General features: G+C 75.3%; 13 protein-coding genes. 5 read left to right on the forward strand and 8 right to left on the reverse strand.

What is annotated here, in order from left to right:
* Positions 1-22: 22 nt before the first annotated feature.
* Both QDR37_RS15250 and QDR37_RS15255 read right to left on the reverse strand, forming a co-directional pair.
* On the reverse strand, positions 23-2,923 hold the full coding sequence (locus QDR37_RS15250; RefSeq protein WP_279714631.1) for a UPF0182 family protein: 2,901 nt from the start codon (positions 2,921-2,923) through the stop codon (positions 23-25).
* Positions 2,920-4,014: a S16 family serine protease gene (locus QDR37_RS15255; protein ID WP_279714632.1), complete on the reverse strand. Its 1,095-nt coding sequence runs from the start codon at positions 4,012-4,014 to the stop codon at positions 2,920-2,922. Before QDR37_RS15255 ends, QDR37_RS15250 begins: the two co-directional genes overlap by 4 nt.
* Before the next feature lie 79 nt (positions 4,015-4,093).
* Between QDR37_RS15255 and QDR37_RS15260 the strand changes: the two genes are divergently transcribed.
* Both QDR37_RS15260 and QDR37_RS15265 read left to right on the forward strand, forming a co-directional pair.
* Positions 4,094-5,419 (forward strand): zinc-dependent metalloprotease, encoded by a 1,326-nt coding sequence (locus QDR37_RS15260; protein WP_279714633.1) that lies wholly within the window; start codon positions 4,094-4,096, stop codon positions 5,417-5,419.
* Between the two features lie 63 nt (positions 5,420-5,482).
* A complete protein-coding gene (locus tag QDR37_RS15265) occupies positions 5,483-6,238 on the forward strand; it encodes a hypothetical protein (RefSeq protein WP_279714634.1) in 756 nt (251 codons plus the stop codon).
* Here the strand turns inward: QDR37_RS15265 and QDR37_RS15270 are convergent.
* Both QDR37_RS15270 and nudC read right to left on the reverse strand, forming a co-directional pair.
* A complete protein-coding gene (locus QDR37_RS15270; RefSeq protein ID WP_279714891.1) occupies positions 6,225-7,928 on the reverse strand; it encodes an ATP-dependent helicase in 1,704 nt (567 codons plus the stop codon). The genes QDR37_RS15265 and QDR37_RS15270 overlap by 14 nt on opposite strands.
* A 13-nt stretch (positions 7,929-7,941) precedes the next feature.
* A complete protein-coding gene (nudC, locus tag QDR37_RS15275) occupies positions 7,942-8,904 on the reverse strand; it encodes an NAD(+) diphosphatase (protein ID WP_279714635.1) in 963 nt (320 codons plus the stop codon).
* Positions 8,905-8,986: 82 nt separating this feature from the next.
* Between nudC and QDR37_RS15280 the strand changes: the two genes are divergently transcribed.
* Positions 8,987-10,066 (forward strand): phosphotransferase, encoded by a 1,080-nt coding sequence (locus QDR37_RS15280; protein WP_279714636.1) that lies wholly within the window; start codon positions 8,987-8,989, stop codon positions 10,064-10,066.
* Here the strand turns inward: QDR37_RS15280 and QDR37_RS15285 are convergent.
* On the reverse strand, positions 9,985-13,170 hold the full coding sequence (locus QDR37_RS15285; RefSeq protein WP_279714637.1) for an ATP-dependent DNA helicase: 3,186 nt from the start codon (positions 13,168-13,170) through the stop codon (positions 9,985-9,987). The two genes, QDR37_RS15280 and QDR37_RS15285, sit on opposite strands and share 82 nt — an antisense overlap.
* Entirely contained in the window at positions 13,163-16,234 is a 3,072-nt protein-coding gene (locus tag QDR37_RS15290; RefSeq protein ID WP_279714638.1) for a UrvD/REP family ATP-dependent DNA helicase, read from the reverse strand. The genes QDR37_RS15285 and QDR37_RS15290 overlap by 8 nt, the downstream gene beginning before the upstream one ends.
* Before the next feature lie 93 nt (positions 16,235-16,327).
* Here QDR37_RS15290 and QDR37_RS15295 point away from each other — a divergent pair, with 93 nt between their 5' ends.
* Both QDR37_RS15295 and QDR37_RS15300 read left to right on the forward strand, forming a co-directional pair.
* Positions 16,328-16,552: a DUF3107 domain-containing protein gene (locus QDR37_RS15295; protein ID WP_279714639.1), complete on the forward strand. Its 225-nt coding sequence runs from the start codon at positions 16,328-16,330 to the stop codon at positions 16,550-16,552.
* Position 16,553: 1 nt separating this feature from the next.
* On the forward strand, positions 16,554-16,874 hold the full coding sequence (locus QDR37_RS15300) for a hypothetical protein (protein ID WP_279714640.1): 321 nt from the start codon (positions 16,554-16,556) through the stop codon (positions 16,872-16,874).
* Here QDR37_RS15300 and QDR37_RS15305 read toward each other — a convergent pair.
* Both QDR37_RS15305 and QDR37_RS15310 read right to left on the reverse strand, forming a co-directional pair.
* Positions 16,871-17,920, reverse strand: coding sequence for an LLM class flavin-dependent oxidoreductase (locus QDR37_RS15305; RefSeq protein WP_279714641.1), 1,050 nt, complete (start codon positions 17,918-17,920; stop codon positions 16,871-16,873). The two genes, QDR37_RS15300 and QDR37_RS15305, sit on opposite strands and share 4 nt — an antisense overlap.
* A gap of 23 nt (positions 17,921-17,943) precedes the next feature.
* Positions 17,944-18,669 (reverse strand): ferritin-like fold-containing protein, encoded by a 726-nt coding sequence (locus QDR37_RS15310; RefSeq protein WP_279714642.1) that lies wholly within the window; start codon positions 18,667-18,669, stop codon positions 17,944-17,946.
* Positions 18,670-18,673 lie beyond the last annotated feature (4 nt).

Here is an 18,673-nt window from a genome sequence, read left to right on the forward strand (position 1 = left end):
ACGGGCGGGAGGAGCCGGGATGTCAGCCGCCGGCCTGGATGGCCCGCTGCAGGTCCTGCTGCAGCCGCTGGTCGGCCTGCGCGGCGCCCACGAGGTCGTTCTTCGCGTAGGCGTTCTGGCGGTCCTGCAGCGCCTTCGCGGCATCGGCGAGCGCCTGCTTCACCGCAGCGGGCGTGCCCTTCGAGCCGGTCGAGGACGAGCCGGAGCCGGAGCCGGAGCTCGACGATCCGCCGCCGCCCGACACGTTCGTGTCACCGGCGCTCGCACCCGAGTTGCCACCGAACAGGGTGTTCAGCGCCTCGTCGAGGGTGTCGGCGAAGGCGACCTTCGAGCCGAACCCGGCGATGACCTTCTGGAGCACCGGGTAGGAGGTCTCGCTCGAGCTCTTCACGTAGACGGGCTGCACGTAGAGCAGGCCGCCGCCCACCGGCAGGGTGAGCAGGTTGCCGAGGTCGACCCGGCTGCCGCCCTGCTTCAGCAGGTTCAGCGTGGTCGAGACGGTGGTGTTCGCGTTGAACTGGTTCTGCTCGACGCCCGGCCCGTTCACGGTCGCGCCGTTGCGCGGCAGCACGAGCAGCCGCAGCCGCCCGTAGTCGGGCCGCTTCGTGCCGCCCGCCGTGCCGGCGTCCGCGTCGACCCCGAGGTACCCGGTGAGGTTGCCCTTCGCGTTCGCGGTGTTCTGGGCGGGGATGTAGGTCGAGTACAGCGTGAACGCGGGCGACGACTGACCCGGCATCTGCATCGTCAGGTAGTACGGCGGCTGCAGGAACGTCGACGTCGACTGCGTCGGCTCCGCGGGCACGCGCCAGGCGTCGTCCGACTGGTAGAGGGCCGTCGGGTCGGTGACGTGGTACCGGCCGAGGATGAACCGCTGCACCTGGAAGAGGTCCTCCGGGTAGCGCACGTGCGCCATGAGTGCGCCCGACATCTGCGACAGGGGCTGCACCGTCGACGGGAAGACGTTCTGCCACGCCTGCAGCACCGGGTCCTGCGTGTCCCACGCGTACAGCGTCACCTTGCCCGTGTACGCGTCGACCGTCGCCTTCACCGAGTTGCGGATGTAGTTCACCTGGTCGGTCGCGTACGGCGTCTCGCTGTCCGCGGAGTTCGACAGCGCCGCCGAGAGGCTCTCCTGCTGCGAGTACGGGTAGTAGGAGGACGTCGTGTAGCCGTCGACGATCCAGACGAGCTTCCTGCCCACCACCGCGGGGTACGGGTTGCGGTCGAGCGTGAGGTACGGCGCGACCTTCTGCACCCGGGTCAGCGGGTCGCGGTCGTAGAGGATCTGCGACTTCGCGTTCAGCCCGTTCGTCGACAGCAGGATCTGGTCGGACTGGAACTTCAGCGCGTACAGCAGCCGGTTGAAGAACGAGCCGACCGACGGGCCGCCGCTGCCGGTGAAGGTCGTCGAGGCCTGCGAGCCGCCCGCGCCGCTACCGGTGGCGTAGTCGATCTCGATCGGCTTCGTGCCCTTCGGGGCGCCGACGATCGAGTACGGCGGCTCGGACTCGCCGAAGTAGACGCGGGGCTCGAAGGAGCCGAGCGCACCCGTGGTGGGGATGTTCGACTCGAAGAACTGCGGGGTGCCGTCGGCGGAGCGCTTGTTGCCGTAGGCCCCGACGAAGCCGTAGCCGTGCGTGTAGACGAACGCGTCGTTGAAGGCCGTGCTGCCGCTGCCGAGGCCGTCGAGGTTCAGCTCCCGCACCGCGACGACCGCGTCCTGGCTCTTGCCGCCGATCGTGTAGCGGTCGACGTCGAGGTCGGCGGGGAACTGGTAGTACTGCTTGAACTGCTGGAACTGCCCGAACGTCGGCGAGACCACGTTCGGGTCGATGATGCGGATGCTCGCCGTGGTCTCGGCGTCGGAGCGGAGCGCCCCGGGCTGCGCGCTCGTCGTGGCGTTGTACGGGATCTGCTGGACGCCGCCCACGCCGTACGCCGCCTTCGTGGCGTCGATGTTGTGCTGCAGGTACGTCTTCTCGAGGCTCGCGCCGTTCGGGTGGACGTAGAGGTTGTACATCGCCCACGGGAAGATCGAGCCGACGAGCACGCCCGAGACGACGAGCAGCACGATGCCGATCGCCGGCAGGCGCCAGCGCCCCGCGAAGGCGGTGAAGACGAAGAGCCCAGCGACGATCAGGGCGACGACGGCGAGGATCAGCCGGCCCGGGATCACCGCGTGCGCGTCGGCGTAGGCGGCGCCGGTGATGAGGTCGCCGGTGCTCGAGTCGTAGAGGGTCGTGTACTGGTCCAGGAAGAGGCTCGCGGCCTGCACGACGAGGAACAGCGCGAACGTGAGCGCGATCTGCGCCCGCGCGGCCCGCGACACCCGCAGCTCGCGGCCGGTGACGCGGATGCCGCCGTAGAGGTACGCGGTGGCGACGGCGGCGAGGAAGCTGACGACGAGCACCGCGGAGACGAAGGCCGCGAGGCCGTGCAGCGCGGGCAGCTGGAAGAGGTAGAAGCCCGTGTCGATGCCGAACTGCTTGTCCTGGGTGTTCGTCGCGCCGCCGTGCAGGAAGAGCAGGACGGGCTGCCAGCGCGTCGCCGCCGACACCGCGGCGAAGAGGCCGACGACGGCGGGCACGCCGAACATGACGACCCGGCGCAGCGGCTCGATGACCTGCTGGTAGCGGTCGAGCTGGGCGGTGAGCTTCGCGTAGACGGGCCGCAGCCGATGGGCGAGCTGGATCGAGACGAAGACCGGCACGGCCATGCCGAGGAACCCCACCACGAAGAGCGACGCGATGGTCAGCCACTCCGTGAACAGCACGGTCTGGTAGCCGAGCTGGGTGAACCAGAGCACGTCGGTGTAGAGGCCCGCGAAGAGGAAGAACCCGATGAGGAGGACCACCACAACGCCCAAGGTGATGGCGAGAGCCGCACGTCGACGTCGTGCCGGCGCTGCTGCTGGCGTCGTCACCCGGAGGAGCCTACCGACGAACGACAGGTCGCCAGGCCCGCGCGGGACCGGCCGCTGGTCAGGGTCTTCAGCACGTCGAGGGCCCCGCTCAAGGACTTCACCGAGTACACCGAGAGCCCGGCCGGGATGTGCCCCGCGACCTCGTCGCAGTTGCCGTGGGGCGCGAGGAAGACGGTGGCGCCAGCCCGCCTGGCTGCGGCCATCTTCTGCACGATGCCGCCGATCGGCCCGACCGTGCCGTCGCCGCAGATCGTGCCCGTGCCGGCGATGGTGCGGCCGCCGGTCAGCGGCCCGGGCGTCAGCTCGTCGACGATGCCGAGCGCGAACATCATCCCGGCGCTCGGGCCGCCGACGTCCGAGATCCTCAGGTGCACCGCGAACGGGAAGCGGTAGCTGGCCGAGGTGACGACGCCGAGCAGCGGCCGGGTGATGCCGCCGGCCGAGACGCGGCGCGGCGTCACGGTCACGGTGCGGGCGGCGCCCGCGCGCTCGAGCGACAGCGCCGCCGGTCTCGTGCCGTGCGCGATCACGAGGTCCTGCAGCCCGCACGCGTCGTGCACGTCGGTACCCGCGTAGCGCCGGACGACGTCGCCGGGACGGAGCACGCCGGCGGCGGCCGTGCCCGGCGCGACCTCCTCGACCCGCACCGTGCCCCGCACCGGGTAGCCGAGGTGGGTGAGCGCCGCGGCGATGGCGCTGCGCTGGGAGTCGCTCATCTGCTGGACGCCCTCGCGGTCGGCCTGGCGCTGCGTCTGGCCCGGCGGGTAGATCTCGGCGAGCGGCACCACGGCCTGCGCCGGGTCCGCCCACGCCGCGAGCAGATCGAGCCACGGCGGCCCCGCGGTCGGCGTGCCGAGCACCGAGACGGTGAGCAGGTCGAGCGAGCCGGTCGTCGGATAGGTGCGCCGCCCGGGCACGCTGATGAGCGGCGTGCGGACCCCGTCGATCTCCGTGGTGCCGAGCGTGTCGAACACCGGACCCGGCCGCTCGATCGCGTACGGCGACGGGAGGAACGCCACGACGAGCACGAGCAGCAGCGCGACGACCGCGAGCACCGCGCGGAGCGGCACCCGCCGGAGCCGGCCCCTCACGCCCGCGGTCCGCGCGGCCGCCGAGCGGGGCGGCGGACAGCGGTTCCCCGACCAGGCGGCACGTCGGTAGCGTAGATGCATGGCCGAGCAGTCGGATGAGGGGTCCGAGCCGGACCTGCAGGAGCTCCTGCGACGCATGCTGTCGGGCGGCGAGCGCCCCGACGCCGCCGAGCTCGCGAAGGCGATGGGGGTGCCGGGCGGCGCCGCCGGCCTCGAGAGCCTCATGTCGCAGCTGCGGCAGGCGATGCAGCACGCCGACGGCGGCATCGACTGGAACATCGCCACCGAGCAGGCCGTCGCGGCCGCCGGCGCCGCCACGCTCTCCGCCACGGACAGGCAGACCGCAGCGGTCGACCAGGCCTTCACCGTCGCGAACCTCTGGCTCGACGAGTCGAGCCGCTTCGGCGCCCTGCCGGACGCGCCCCGCGCGCTGACCCGCACCCAGTGGATCCGCGCGACGATGCCGTTCTGGAGCCAGCTCGCCGAGCCGGTCGCGCAGCGGATCGCCGCGTCGCTCACCACCGTCTTCACCGAGCAGCTGCCCGAGGAGGTCGCGGGCAGCCTCCCCGACGCGGGCCGCATGCTGAAGAGCGTGTGCGGCACGATCTTCGCCGCGCAGCTCGGCGCCGTCGTCGGCGACCTCGCCACCGAGGTCGTCTCGGGCGGCGACGTGGGCGTACCGCTGCTGCCGGACGGCCAGGCGGCGCTGCTGCCGCAGAACCTCGCCGCGTTCGCAGCCGGGCTCGACCTCGACGAGCAGCAGGTGACGCTGTACCTCGCGGTGCGCGAGCTCGCCCACGCCCGGCTGTTCCGCAACGCCCGCTGGCTGCGACTCAACCTGACGAGCGCGATCGCGGACTTCTCGCGCGACCTCTCGGTCGATGTCGAGCGCATCCAGTCGTTCGCGGAGGGCTTCGACCCGACCGACATGGACCGGCTCCGCGACGCCTTCTCGACCGGCGAGCTCATCCCGCCGAAGACCGACGCGCAGCTCGCCGCCCTCGCGCGGCTCGAGACCCTGCTCGCGCTCGTCGAGGGCTGGGTCGACGTCGTCACCGCCGACGCGGTGACCCGGCTCCCCCGTGCCGGGGCGATCGCCGAGACCGTGCGGCGCCGGCGGGCGACCGGCGGTCCCGCCGAGCAGGCGTTCGCGACGCTCGTCGGCCTCGAGCTGCGGCCGAGACGGCTGCGGGAGGCCGCGGCGATGTGGCGCCGGGTGACCGAGGCGGCCGGCATCGAGGCCCGCGACGCGCTCTGGACGCATCCCGACCTGCTGCCCACGGGAGCGGACATCGACGACCCGGACCGGCTCGTCGCTCGGCTCACGGGCGGCGGCGAGCCGCAGGACGACGTCGACCGCGAGATCGCGGACCTGCTCCGCGGGGACGACGACCCGCCGGTCTGAGCTCCGCGCGCGACCTGTGGAGAGCGCGGGCGGCGACGGCGCGCTGCGGCCACACTGCCGCGCATGCTCCGGCTCGACCCGGCGGCGCCACCGCTCTGGCGCACCCCCACCTCGCTCCAGCTCGGGTGGGATCCGCCGCTCGCGGTGCTCCCGCACGTCACCGCCGGCACCGAGGTGCTGGTCGACGCGCTCGTCGAGGGCGCCGACCGCGAGCACCTCGACGACCTCGCCGACCGGCGGCACCTGCCGCCCGGCGCGGTCGACGACCTGCTCGCCGCGGTCGCGCCGGCGCTCGAGGCATCCGGGCCGGCGCGGGGCGGCCTGCTCGTCGACGGCCCGGACGACCTCGCGGCCGCGCTCGGGCCGCTCGCCGCGCTCCCGCCGCTGCCGCAGCGGTTCGCCCTCCTCACCGCGCACCACGTCCTGCCGCCGGCCCGCTCGATCCGCTGGCTCGCGGAGGACGTGCCGCACCTGCCCGTCGTGTTCGCCGACCAGGCGGTCGTCGTCGGCCCGCTCGTCGTGCCCGGCGTCACCCCGTGCCTGCGCTGCGCCGATGAGCACCGCCTCGACGCGGAGCCGCGCTGGCCGGCCATCGCCGGGCAGCTGCTCGCCCGGCCGCCCGCGCGGACCGCGACGCTGCCGCTGCTCGTGCTCGAGACCGTGGGGGTCGTCGCGGCGGCGCTGCGCGCGGCCGCCGCGGGCACGCCGACCGGGCTCGAGGGCCGGGCGGTGCGGCTGCGCGCCTCCGGTCCCGCGCAGCGGCTGCGCCGGCCGTGGCACCGCCGGTGCGCCTGCCGGTTCCCCGCTACGGCAGCCTGAGCTCCGCGAGGAACCGGGAGGGGCGCCGCTCGCCCGCTCGGTTCGCCCCGGTCGCCGCGAACGACAGCCGCAGGCGGTCGCGGGCACGGGTGAGACCGACGTAGAGCAGGCGGCGCTCCTCCTCGATCGCCGCCGGTGTGGTGGCGTACGAGATCGGCAGCAGGCCGTCGGCGAGTCCCGGCAGGAACACGACCGGCCACTCGAGGCCCTTCGCGGCATGGAGGGTCGCGAGCGTCACCGCCTCCACGGCGGGCTCGTGCTGGGCGGCGGCCCGCTCGACGAGATCCGTGACGAAGTCCTGCAGCGTGGCGCCGGCAGGCGCCTGCTCGACGAGCGTCGCGAGCGCGTCGAGCAGCTCCCACCGGGTGCGCTGCTCCCCGGGGCCCGCCGGCGCGTGGTGCGTGTGGCCGAGCTCGCGGAGCACGTCGCTCACCGACTTGAACAGCGGCTCCTCGAGCCGCGCCGCGGCCGCGCCGCGGAGCAGCAGGAGCGCCTGCTTCACGACCGGCTGGTCGAAGAAGCGCAGCGATCCCCGGGTCCGGACGGGCACCTTCGCGTCCGCGAAGGCCTGCTCGAGCAGCGCCGACTGCGAGTTGATGCGATGCAGCACCGCGATCTGCGAGGCGGGCGTGCCGGCGGCGATCAGCGCCGAGATGTCGGCGGCGATGCCCGCCGCCTCGTCGAGGTCGGAGGCGTAGCGACGAAGCTGCACGGCCGGCTCCCGGGCGCCCGTGGGCCGGCGCACCGCGGAGAGGACGAGCGCACCCCGGCGGCCCTGCATCAGGGTGTTCGCCGTCTGCACCACCTGGTCGACGGAGCGGTAGTTCTGCTCGAGCCGGACGACGGTCGCCCCGCCGGGCCGCTCGCCGAAGCGCAGCAGGTACTCGGCGCGGGCGCCGGCGAAGGAGTAGATGGTCTGGCTCGCGTCGCCGACGACGCAGACGTCGGAGCGCTCGCCGAGCCACGCGTCGAGGAGCAGCTGCTGGGCGGGCGAGACGTCCTGGTACTCGTCGACCGTGAAGAACCGGTACTGCTCCCGGACCTCGGTGGCGACCTGCGGCTCGCTCGTGATCATGCCGGCGGTCGCGAGCAGCACGTCCTCGAAGTCGATCATGCGCCGCTCGTCCTTCAGCACCTCGTAGCGCTCCTGCAGCGCGACCATGCGGTCGAGGTCGACGCCGTCCGGGAGCGGGCGCTCGCCGGCGCGCTCGGCGTACTCGGCGAGGGAGAGCGCGCTCGTCTTGCGGAACTCGATCTCGGCGGCCGCGTCCTTCAGCGCCGCCGGCTCGAGGCGCAGGTGCAGCGTCTCGGCCGCCTGGGCGACGAGTCGCGCCTTCTTGTCGAGCACGCTCGGCGCGACGGCGTCGAGCAGGCGCGGCCAGAAGTAGTTCAGCTGCGCGAGCGCAGCGGAGTGGAACGTGCGGGCCGCGACCCCGGAGGCGCCGAGCGCGGCGAGGCGGGTGCGCAGCTCGCTGGCCGCGCGGCTCGTGAACGTGAGCGCCATCACGCGCTTCGGCGGGTAGACGCCGGTCGCGACCCCGTAGGCGATGCGGTGCGTGATCGCCCTTGTCTTGCCGGTGCCCGCGCCCGCGAGCACGCAGACCGCGCCGTTCAAGGCGGTGGCGACCTGCCGCTGCTGCTCGTCGAGGCCGGCGAGCAGGGCGTCGGCGTCGGTGATGGCCGGGGTCATGGTCATCGGTCGCTCACCAGTCCGCCTCCAGCTCCTCCCCGTACCACTGCTCGATGATCGCCCGGGCGATCGAGGTGCGGCCGGGCAGCAGCAGCGAGCCGTCGCCGAGCGCCTCGCGCAGCTCGTCGCGGGTGAACCAGCGGGCGTGCCGGATCTCCTCGCCGTCGGGCGTCGGCTCGGTGCCGGCGACCGCGTCGGCGCGGAAGCCGACCATGATCGATGCGGGGAACGGCCACGGCTGCGAGCCGAGGTAGGTCATGTCGGCCACCTCGACACCGGTCTCCTCGTGCACCTCGCGGCGCACCGCCATCTCGAAGGACTCCCCCGGCTCGACGAAGCCGGCGACGACCGAGTAGCGGCCCTCGGGCCAGGCGGCGTTCGAGGCGAGCAGCAGGCGGTCGTCCGGGTCGATCACGCCGACGATCACGGCGGGGTCGGTGCGGGGGAAGACGTGCTCGCCGCTCGACTCCTCGTCGAAGCCCTCCGGGTAGCGCACCCAGCCGGAGCGGCCGGGCACGGTGGGCACCCCCGAGCGCGGCGAGTGCGCGTGCGAGCGGTGCCAGTTCGCGAGCCCGAGCGCCTCGGTGAAGAGACCGGCGTCGCGGGCGTCCATCGCGGCGCCGTCGAGCCGGAGGTCGGCCCAGCGCTCGTCGGGCACGCCGAGCGCGGCCGCCGCGTGCTCCGGCAGCTCCGCGGCGAGCACGACGGTGCCGGCCGGGGCGTCCGGACCGTCCTCGAGCAGGCGGCCCAGGTAGAGCAGCAGGTCGGGGCGCGGCACCGCCGACGGCGGCAGCAGCGCGAGCGCCGGGTGCGGCTCGCGCGCGGTGAGGAGCGCCCGGCCGCGGCTCAGCACGACGACGCGCGTGGCCTCGTCGCCCCAGGCGGCATCGAGGGCGCCGGGCCGGTCACGGCCGACGGCGTCGCGGTCGATGGTGCTGCGCGACAGCGGCAGACGATCGGTGAACGACGTGCGCATAGCGCTTCGGCCCCTCCCCTCGTGCGCCCGACACGCCGGGCATCCGGTCGGGCGGGCGGCGGGCCGTCCCTAGCCTGAACCCATGGCCAGGAACCGGTTCACCCTAGCCGCGCTCGCGACGAGCGCCGTGCCGGGACTCGACGCGACGGTCGCGCAGGCCTTCACCGGCGGCGGTGCCGGGCTCTTCGACGCGGCCCTCGTCACCGACGCGGACGGCGGGGCCGCGGTCGTCCGCGTGCCGACGAGCACGGCCGCCGCCGCACGGCTCCGGGCGGAGGTGCGGGCCCTGCAGGCGCTGACGCCCGGCGCGCGGGGCCGGCTGCCGTTCTCGGTGCCGGAGGTGCGCGGCGTCGGCGAGCACCCGCTCACCGTCGTCACCCGCTACCTGCCGGGCGGGCGCCTGCGGCTCGCAGGTGTGCGTGCCGGCAGCGATCTCGCCGTGTCGCTCGGCGCGGCCGTCGCCGCGGTGCACGCCCTGCCGACCGCCGTCGTCAGCGAGGCCGGGCTGCCGGTGCTCGGCCCCGGTGACACGCAGCGGACCGCCCGCGAGCTCGTCGAGCGGGCCGGCGCGACCGGACGGGTGCCGGGCGAGCTGCTCGCCCGCTGGCGGGACGCGGCGGGCGACGCGGCGCTCTGGCGCTTCCAGCCCGTCGTCGTGCACGGCGCCCTCGATGCGGACGCCCTGCTCACGGCGGAGCGCGGCGCGCCCGATGAGCACGTCGTCGGGATGCTCGGCTGGTCCGGGCTGGAGGTCGGCGACCCGGCCCGCGACCTCGCGTGGGCGCTCGCCCTGCCCGGCGCCGGCGCGGCGGCCGACGTGCTCGCCGCCTACGCGGCGGCGCGGCACGGCACCGCCGACCGCGAGCTGTCGCGCCGGGCGATGCTCTACGGCGAGCTCGAGCTGGCGCGCTGGCTGCTGCACGGCGTCGACAGCGGCAGCGCCGCGGTGATCGACGACGCGGTGCGGATGCTCGAGGGCCTCACGGCGCGGGTCCGCGCCGACGCCGCCGGCTCGCTCGGGCACGAGGCTCCCCCGGTGCTGTCGGTCGCGGAGGTGGAGCAGATGCTCGAGGACCAGCGTCAGACCGTGCTCGAGAGGACCGGTCCGCTCGTGCTGCCGGCGGCAGCCGCCCAGCGCTCGCGGAGCTCGTCGGCCGAGTAGAGGCGCTGGGGGCGGATCACCTGATCCGCGGCGACGTAGTAGAACGCGGCGTCGATCGCCTCGGGGTCGAGCCCCTCGCGCACCGCGTACGCGTGGCGGTACAGGGCGAGCTGGAACTGCTTCAGCTCGAGATCGGCGGGTGACGTCGGCGGTGCCCCGGTCTTCCAGTCGACGATCTCGATGCGGTCGCCGCGACGGTAGACCGCGTCGAGCTTGCAGACGAGCACGTGCCCCTCGAACGGCACCTGGATCTCGGTCTCGACCTCGAGCGGCTCGAGCCCGCCCCACTCGCTCGCCTCGAAGCGGCGCCGCAGCTCGTCGAGGCCGACCACGTCGTCGCCGACCTCGGGCTCGACGTCGCGCTCCCCCGCGAGGGCGTCGACCAGCTCGTCCGCGGCGGCGAGACCGGCGCGCTGCTCGACCCAGGCGTGGAACAGCGTGCCGAGCCGGGTGGCGCGGTACGGGCGCTCCGGCATCGGGCGGCGGAGCGCGGCGAGCACCGAGGCGGGGTCGTCGATCCAGTCCTTGAAGCGCGACGCGGGGATGCGGTCGGGGATCGTCACGGGCGCGCCGCCCGCCAGCTGCTCCGCCCGCTCCGCGAGCAGGGCGTCGACCATGCGCAGCCACCGGCCCGCGTCGTCCGGGTCGGCGGCGGCGACCGCGGCGGCCGCCCGCTCGACCCGCGTCCGCCGCGCTCCGAGCGGGTCGGCGGGCCAGCGGAACCGCTCGGGCGGCGCGCCCTCCGGCCGCTCGTCGGACTCGGGGGCATCGGGCAGCGGCGCGATGAGGCCCGCGGCGGCGAGCTCGGCGAGGTGGACGGACGGACCCCGGGGCGTGCGCTGCGTGCCCCAGAACGAGCCGGAGAGCAGCAGCGCGTGACGCGCCCGGGTGACGGCGACGTACGCGAGCCGGCGCTCCTCGGCGAGGAGCATCGCCCCGACCGCGTCCTCGTACCGGCACAGCTCCTGCTTCAGCTCGCCGCGGTCGGCGAGGCCCCGCCAGCCGAACAGGGGCAGCTCGGCGGCGTCGCCGCGGAACTCCCAGGGCAGCACGCCGGGGGTGAGCCAGCCCTTGCGCGACTTCGGCTTCGCCGGCAGCTCGTCGTCGACGAGCCGGGGCACGGCGACGAGGTCCCACTCGAGACCCTTCGAGCCGTGGATCGTCAGCACCTGCACGGTGCCCGCCTCGGGTGGCTCGGTGCGCGGCGACAGGTCCTCCTTCTGCTCCGCCGCCGCGAGCCAGCCGAGGAACCCGCCGAGGGTCGCGCCCTCGGCGACGGCGAGGTACCCGGACAGCGCCTCGTCGAAGGCCTGCAGCGGCGCGAGCCCGGTACGGCTCTCGTTCGCGAGCACCTCGATGTCGAGCCCGAGGGCCTCGACCGTGAGCCGGACGAACGCGGGCAGGTCGCCGGACGACCGCCTGCGGAGCTCGGCGAAGAGGCGTCCCGCCGACTTCAGGCGGGGCAGGCCGTCGGGGCTGAAGCCCGCTTCGAGGCCGTGCCCGTCGTGCGTCGCGAGGAAGTCGAGCGCGTCGACGAGGGAGGCGCTCTCGCCCTCGGCGAAGGAGCGGCCGAGCACGTCGGACACCTGCTTGTCGAGCCGCTGCTGCGTGAAGTCGCGCTGCTCGAGCCAGCGGGCGAGGCGCTGCAGGGCGACGAGGTCGGCGGGGCCGATCCGCCACATCGATCCGGCGAGCAGGCGGACGAGCTCGGCACCGGCCTGCGCGTCGTGCACGACGCGGAGCGCGCTCACGAGGTCGGCCACCTCGGGCTCCTGCAGCAGGCCGCCCACGCCGAGCACGTGGTACGGCACCTCGTGCCGGCGGAACGCGGCGAGGAACGTCGGCAGCGTGCGCCGGAAGCGCATGAGCAGCGCCGCGCTCGGCGCCGGACCGTCGGCTCGCAGCGCGTCGGCGAACCAGCGCGCGACGGCGTCGGCCTCGTCGTCGAGGGTCTCGGCGAACACGGTCTCGATGGGGCGGTCGGTCGCCGTCGGCGATGCGGTGAGCCGGGGCACCTCGACCCGCGACGCCGCGGCGAGGGGCGCGGCGATGAGGTTCGCGGCGTCGAGGATCGCGGTGCCGTTGCGCCAGCTCGTGGAGAGCGCGTAGTCCGCGACCGCGCGGCCGCCGCCGAAGTCGGCGGCGAAGCCCTCGAGGTTCGCCGCCGAGGCGCCGCGCCAGCCGTAGATCGACTGGTTCGGGTCGCCGACGGCCATGACCGCGCCGCCCTCGAAGAGCCGGGCGAGGAGCCGCGTCTGCACGACCGAGGTGTCCTGGTACTCGTCGAGCAGCACGACCCGGTAGCGGGCGCGGAAGTCGGCGACGAGCTCGTCGGAGCGGCCCGCGATCTCGAGCGCGAGCGAGACCTGGTCGGCGTACTGCACCGCCCCCTGCGCGCGCTTGCGCTCGCGGAACGCGGAGACGAGCTCGAGCAGCACCGGCAGGGTCGCCGCGGGTCGCAGCGCCGCGGCCAGCTCGGTCTCGTGCCGCGCCTTCGTGACGGGCAGGGCGGCGAGGGCGGCGCCGTAGGTCTCGGCGTACGCCCGGACCGCCTGCGGGTCGGCGGCGTGCTCACCGACGCCGTTCGCGAGGTCGAGCACGAGCTCGGTGAGGCGGTCGACGCCGAGGTCGAGGTCACCGATCGACGGCTCGGTCGCCTCGAGCACGACGCGGCGCGCGAGCTGCCAGGCGGATGCCTCGCCGAGCACCACGCCGCCCGACTCGCGGCCGATGAGGGCCGCGTGGTCGCGGTAGATGGAGTTCGCGAAGGCGTTGTAGGTGGAGACGGTCGGCGGGTCGAACGGGTCGTAGCCGTGCGTCAGCCCGGCCGCGTGCAGGCGGCCGACATGGCGGCGGATGCGCTCGGCGAGCTCGGAGGCGGCACGGCGGGTGAAGGTGAGGCCGAGGATCTGCGGCGCCTCGACGAGCCCGTTCGCGAGCAGCCACAGCACCCGCATCGCCATGGTCTCGGTCTTGCCGCTGCCGGCGCCCGCGACGACGAGCGCGGGGCCGAGCGGCGCCTCGATGACGGCCTGCTGCTGCGGCGTCGGGCGGTGCATGCCGAGCCGGTCGGCGATCAGCGCCGCGGGGATCGGTTCATTCACCGCACACCTCCGGGATCCGCGCGAGCAGGGCCCGGAAGGACGACGACCCGTGCCGCACCTCGGGCTCGACGAGGCCCTCGAACGTGGCCGCCGCCATGCCTTCGGCGGCCTCGCGCACGCGCAGGCGCATCCGCTCGGCGGCGGCCTCGTCGAGCTCGGTCTGCGGCACGAGGGTGTAGCCCTTCTGCGTCTTGCCGCGCACGTAGAGCAGCGCCGCGCCGGCGTGCGGGGCGCCGACCGGGACGCCCTCGACGGCGCCGGTGAGCACGGCGAGCTGGTAGAGCCCGAGCTGCGCGTGATCGGCGGCCTCGGCCTTCGTCGCCTGCTTCGACCCCGTCTTCAGGTCGACGACGCGGACCCGGCCGTCACGGTCGCGCTCGATGCGGTCGATGGAGCCGTGCACGAGCGCGCGCCCCTCGGCGAACTCGAAGGCGGTCTCGCCGCCGAGCAGCTCGGCCCCGTCGCCGCGGCGGTCGGCGAGGTAGCGGGCGATGGCGCGGGTCATGCGCTCGGCGAGGCGCCGCTCCTTCGCGCCGATCCAGTCGGCCTCGAAGTCGAGCTCGTTCCAGCGGCCCTCGAGCGCCGCGAGCAGCTCTGCCTCGCCCGCCGTGCCCGCGTGCTCGAGGATCGCGTGGAGCATCGTGCCGATCGCCCCGGCGAGCAGCGGCTCGCCACCGGCGACCCGGTCGACGAACCAGTCGACGGGCGAGCGCTCGAACTGCTCGAGCTTCGACGGCGACACCCGCACGGGCTCGGCCGGGTCGGCGACGAGCGGTGCGGTGGTCGACGCCGCCGCGAGGCCGTGCCAGGTGGCGGGCGCGGCTCCGGCGACGCCCTCTCGAGCGAGGCGGGCGAGCGCGGCGGCCGCCTCGTGCCGCTCGTCGTCGGGGCCGGCGACGAGGGTGCGGCGCAGGGCGCCGACGAGCGGGCGGAGCGCGTTCGGCGCCTGCCGCCCGGGCGCCACCCGGAGCCGCTCGGGCACGAGGCTGAGCAGCACGCTCGGCGACTCCTCGTCGTTCGCGACGGCGGCGAGGACCAGGCGCCGCCTGGCGCGGGACGCGGCGAGGGCGAAGAGGCGCAGCTCGTCCGACAGCGCGGCGCGGCGCTCGTCGGCGAAGCCGAGCGGCGCGTCGCCCGCGCCGAGCGTGCGCACGAGGTCGCCGACGCCGAGCAGCGAGCCGCGGGGCCGCAGGTTCGGCCAGAGGCCGTCCTGCAGGCCGGCGATCACGACCGTGTCGAAGTCGAGGCCGGCGACCGCGCTCGGGGTGGCGACGAGCACGCCGTCGCGCATGCCGCGGGGGGCGAGCGTGTCGTCGGCGACCTGCGCCTCGCGCTGCGCGGCGACGAACCCCGAGGCCGGGTCGTTCGGCGACCGCTCGGCGGCGCGCGCCGCCGCGGTGAACAGCGCGACGACGCCGTCCAGGTCGCGTCCGGCTTCGGCGGCGCCGATGCCGCTGCCGAGCGCCCGGTCGCGCCACGGTCCGGCGAGCCCGCTGCGCTCCCAGACGAGCCAGAGCAGCTCCTCGGCGGAGGCGCCGTCCGCGGCACGGGCGCGGACCTGGGCGAGGGTCTCGGCGAGCCGCGCCGCGCGCCGGCCGAACGCCGCGTCGATCGTGGCGAGCCGGCCCGGCGCGGCGAGCGCCTCGACGAGCAGCTCGCCCGCTGAGCGTGTGCCGCCGCCCGCGACCTCCTCGACGCGGAGCGCGAGCCGCAGGCGCCGGAGCGTGAGGCGGTCGAGGCCGCCGAACGGCCCCGTGAGCAGGTCGACCGCGCTCTCGGGCGTGAGCTCCTGCACCCCGATGCCGGCGGCCACGACGTCGAGCAGGGCGCGGGGCGCCCGCTCGGCGGCGACCGGCAGGCCGGGGTTCGCGGTCGACGCGGGGACGCCGGAGGCCTCGAGGGCGCGTGCGAGCGGCTCGGCGAGCGCTCCGGAGCGCACGACGACGGCCATCTCGGCGAAGGGCACGCGGCGCTCGAGGTGCGCATCGCGGAGCAGGTGCGCGATCGAGACCGCGAGCTCGCCCGCCCCGGCGGCCTCGAGCGCGGCGACGGGCTCGCCGCCCGGCTCGCGCGCGGCGGCCTCGCGCTGCGGCCCCGCGAGGGCCGTGCCGATGCGCTCCGTGACGGTGGAGACGAACGCGCGGAGGGCGGCCGGGTGGCGGTGCACCGTGTCGAGCCGGAGCCGGGAGGCCTGGACGCCGACGCGCTCGCCGAACCGGCCGAGCAGGTCGGGCTCGCCGCCGCGGAAGGTGTCGGCGGCGACGTCGGGGTCGCCGAACGCGACGATCGCGACACCGCGGGCGGCGAGCGCGTTCAGCAGCCCGACCGTGCCCTCGCCCGTGTCCTGCAGGTCGTCGACGACGAGCAGGCGCAGCCGGTCGGCGACCTCGCCCGCGGCGCCCCGGTCGATCGCGGCCGCCGCGAGCGCCGCGAGCTCGGCCGAGTCGTAGGCCTCCGGATGCACCTCGGGCAGCACCCGCAGGTACTCGTCCCAGAAGCCGGCCGCGGCGACCCAGGCCGGCCGGCCGCGCTCGCGGCCGAGGCCGGCGAGCCCCTCGGGGTCGAGGCCGCGCTCGGTCGCGCGGGCGAAGAGCTCGCGCAGCTCGCTGCGGAACCCCGGCAGCCCCCGCACGTCGGGCCCGAGCCGCTCGGGCCAGACGACCTCGGACCCCTCGAGCAGCTGCGCGATCAGCGCGTCCTGCTCGCCGCCCGCGAGCAGGACCGGCGGCTCGCGGGACTCGAGCGCAGCCGCCCGGCGGGCGATGTCGAACGCGAGGGACGCCGGCGTGCGAGCGAGCGGCCCGGTGCTCGGCAGGCCGAGCCGGAGCAGCAGCCGGTCGCGCAGCCTGGCCGCCTGCGGGCGCCGCGGCGCGAGCAGGAGCACCTCCTGCGGGGCGAGCCCCTGCTCGAGCACGCGCCGGGCGACGAGCTCGACCGCGGTCGTGGTCTTGCCCGTGCCGGGTGCGCCGAGCACGACCGCGCTCGCGCCGACCGGCACCTCGAGCACCGCGCGCTGACTCGCGTCGAGCACCTGGCTCGCATCGACGATCGGGCGGGACTCCACGAACCGGGAGGCTAGGAGCGGGCTCCGACACCGGCCGCCCGATAATGGGTGCGTGTCGCGATCCGGTTCGCGGCGCAGAGAAGGAGGAGCGCCATGGAGGTGCGCATCGGCATCCAGAACTCGCCCCGCGAGCTCGGGTTCGAGAGCAGCGAGACGCCCGCCGCCGTGCAGCAGAAGGTCGCCGAGGCCATCGAGAACGGCTCGTCGCACCTCACGCTCACCGACGAGGGCGGCCGGCTCTACATCGTGCCGACGGCCTCGCTCGCCTACGTCGAGGTCGGCAGCGAGAAGACCCGCCGGGTCGGCTTCGTCGCCTGACGTGTCGCTGCTCGTCGCCGTCCTGATCGGACTCGCACTCGGTCTCGTCGCCCGCGCGGTCGTGCCGGGCAAGGCGCTGCAGGGCTACGCGCTGCTGCCGGCGATCGGCGGCTCGGCCGCCTCGATCGTCTGCGTCGTGCTGACCTGGGCCGGGGTGCGCCCCGACCCGCTCGTCGTGCTCGTCTCGGGCGTCGCAGCGCTGCTGTCGGTCGCGGCGGCGGGCGTGCTCGTCGGCCGCTCCCGGCGCCGTGCGGACGACGCCCTGTTCGCCGCCGTGTCGAAGGGCGGCGCGGCGGTGCCCGCCCGGCCGGAGCGCGCCTAGGCCGCCGGCGCCGCGGGCTCCGCGAGCAGCTCGCGCACGCGCGGCACCACCAGGGTGCCGTAGCGCTCGATCGAGCGCACCATCGTCGCGTGCGGCAGCGGACCCGCCGAGTACTTGAGGTCGAACCGGCCGACACGCAAGATCCGCACCGTCCGCGCGATCTTCGCGGCGACGGTCTCCGGCGAGCCCACGTAGAGCGAGCCGTGCTCGACCTCGCCCTCGAACTCCTCACGCGTCATCGGCGCCCAGCCCCGGTCGCGTCCGATGCGGTCGCGCATGACCCGGTAGTCGGCGAAGAACTCCTCACGGGCCTGCTCGTCGGTCTCGCCCACGTGGCCCGGGGAGTGCACGCCGACGGGCAGCTGCGGCAGGTCGAGCCGGTCGAGCGCCTGCCGGTAGAGCTGCACGTAGGGCGCGAACCGGGCCGCGTCGCCGCCGATGATCGCGAGCATCATCGGCAGGCCGTACTGCGCGGCGCGCACCACCGACTCGGGGCTGCCGCCGACGCCGATCCAGGTGCGCAGGGGCCCGTGCTCGGGGCGTGGGAACACCTCCTGGCCGGTGAGGCCCGGGCGGACGGTGCCCGACCACGTGACCGGGCCGCCCTGCCGGAGGTGCGCGAAGAGGTCGAGCTTCTCGGTGAACAGCCGCTCGTAGTCGGCGAGGTCGTACCCGAACAGCGGGAACGACTCGGTGAACGAGCCGCGCCCCAGCGTGAGCTCGGCGCGGCCGCTCGAGATCGCGTCGAGCGTCGCGAACCGCTGGTGCACCCGCACCGGGTCGTCGGAGCTCAGCACGGTGACGGCCGAGCCGAGCCGGATCCGCGAGGTGCGCGCCGCGATCGCCGCCAGCACGACGTCCGGGGCGCTGATCGCGAAGTCCTCGCGGTGGTGCTCCCCCAGCCCGATCGCGTCGAGGCCGGACTCCTCGGCGACGACGCCCTCCTCGACGACGTCGCGGATCACCTGCGCCTCGCTCGAGGGGGCGCCGTCGCGCGCCCGGGTCACGTCGCCGAAGGTGTCGATGCCGAACTCGATGCCGTCCATGGCGGAACGCCTCCTGCTGTGGCTCAGGCCGTGAGCCCGAGCCCGTCCATGCGGCGCGTGTGCGCCGCGATCAGCTCCGTGAGCACCGGCTCGACACGGCGCTCGTCCGTCGTGGCGGGCACGCCGGAGGTGTCGCGGGCGGCGCCGAGGGCGCTCCGGGCGAGCAGCAGCGTGTCGCCGACGAGGCGCCGGCCCCACAGGGCGAGCCGGCTGGTCGTCCGCCGGTCCTGCGCGATCGCGTCGGCGAGCAGCCCCGCGAGCACCTCGTGGCCGATGTCGCGCCGCAGCAGCGCCGGGTAGCGCTCGCCGTCGCGGCCGGGGAGCCCCGCCCCGAGCTGGGCGAAGAAGTCGTCGAGGATGCCGGTCGCGAGGTGCAGGGTGAGCACCGCCTCGATCCACGCCGTCTCGCCGAGCCGGCGCCAGTAGCGGTCGATCTCGTCGGTGTAGGGCTGCATCGCCGTGGCGCCGTCGACGCCGTGGTCCTCGAGCATCGTGACGATCGAGGTGTGCCGCTCGAGGAGCGCTGCAGCGATGCGGGTGATCGCCTCGCGGTCCTTCAGCTCCGTCGCCCGTCCGGCGAGCGTCGTCGCGAACTCGAAGAGCGACAGCTGCAGGTAGGCCGTGCGGCCGAGCAGGGCGACGGGCTCGGGCCGCAGGTCGCCGAGGGGCAGCCGGTCGACGCGCTGCTCGCGGCGTCTCCGGCTCCGGAACGCCTGCGGGCGCGGACGCCCCCGTCCCGGCCAGATCACCGCA

Origin of the sequence: Amnibacterium sp. CER49, from assembly GCF_029846255.1 — a bacterium.
Lineage (GTDB): Bacteria > Actinomycetota > Actinomycetes > Actinomycetales > Microbacteriaceae > Amnibacterium.

Excerpts from the sequence above, each read along its gene's own strand:
- QDR37_RS15260 (WP_279714633.1), top strand. The coding sequence starts at position 4,094 with ATGGCCGAGCAGTCGGATGAGGGGTCCGAGCCGGACCTGCAGGAGCTC.
- QDR37_RS15295 (WP_279714639.1), top strand. The coding sequence starts at position 16,328 with ATGGAGGTGCGCATCGGCATCCAGAACTCGCCCCGCGAGCTCGGGTTC.
- QDR37_RS15270 (WP_279714891.1), bottom strand. The coding sequence starts at position 7,928 with ATGACCCCGGCCATCACCGACGCCGACGCCCTGCTCGCCGGCCTCGAC.
- QDR37_RS15305 (WP_279714641.1), bottom strand. The coding sequence starts at position 17,920 with ATGGACGGCATCGAGTTCGGCATCGACACCTTCGGCGACGTGACCCGG.
- QDR37_RS15265 (WP_279714634.1), top strand. The coding sequence starts at position 5,483 with ATGCTCCGGCTCGACCCGGCGGCGCCACCGCTCTGGCGCACCCCCACC.
- QDR37_RS15280 (WP_279714636.1), top strand. The coding sequence starts at position 8,987 with ATGGCCAGGAACCGGTTCACCCTAGCCGCGCTCGCGACGAGCGCCGTG.
- nudC (WP_279714635.1), bottom strand. The coding sequence starts at position 8,904 with ATGCGCACGTCGTTCACCGATCGTCTGCCGCTGTCGCGCAGCACCATC.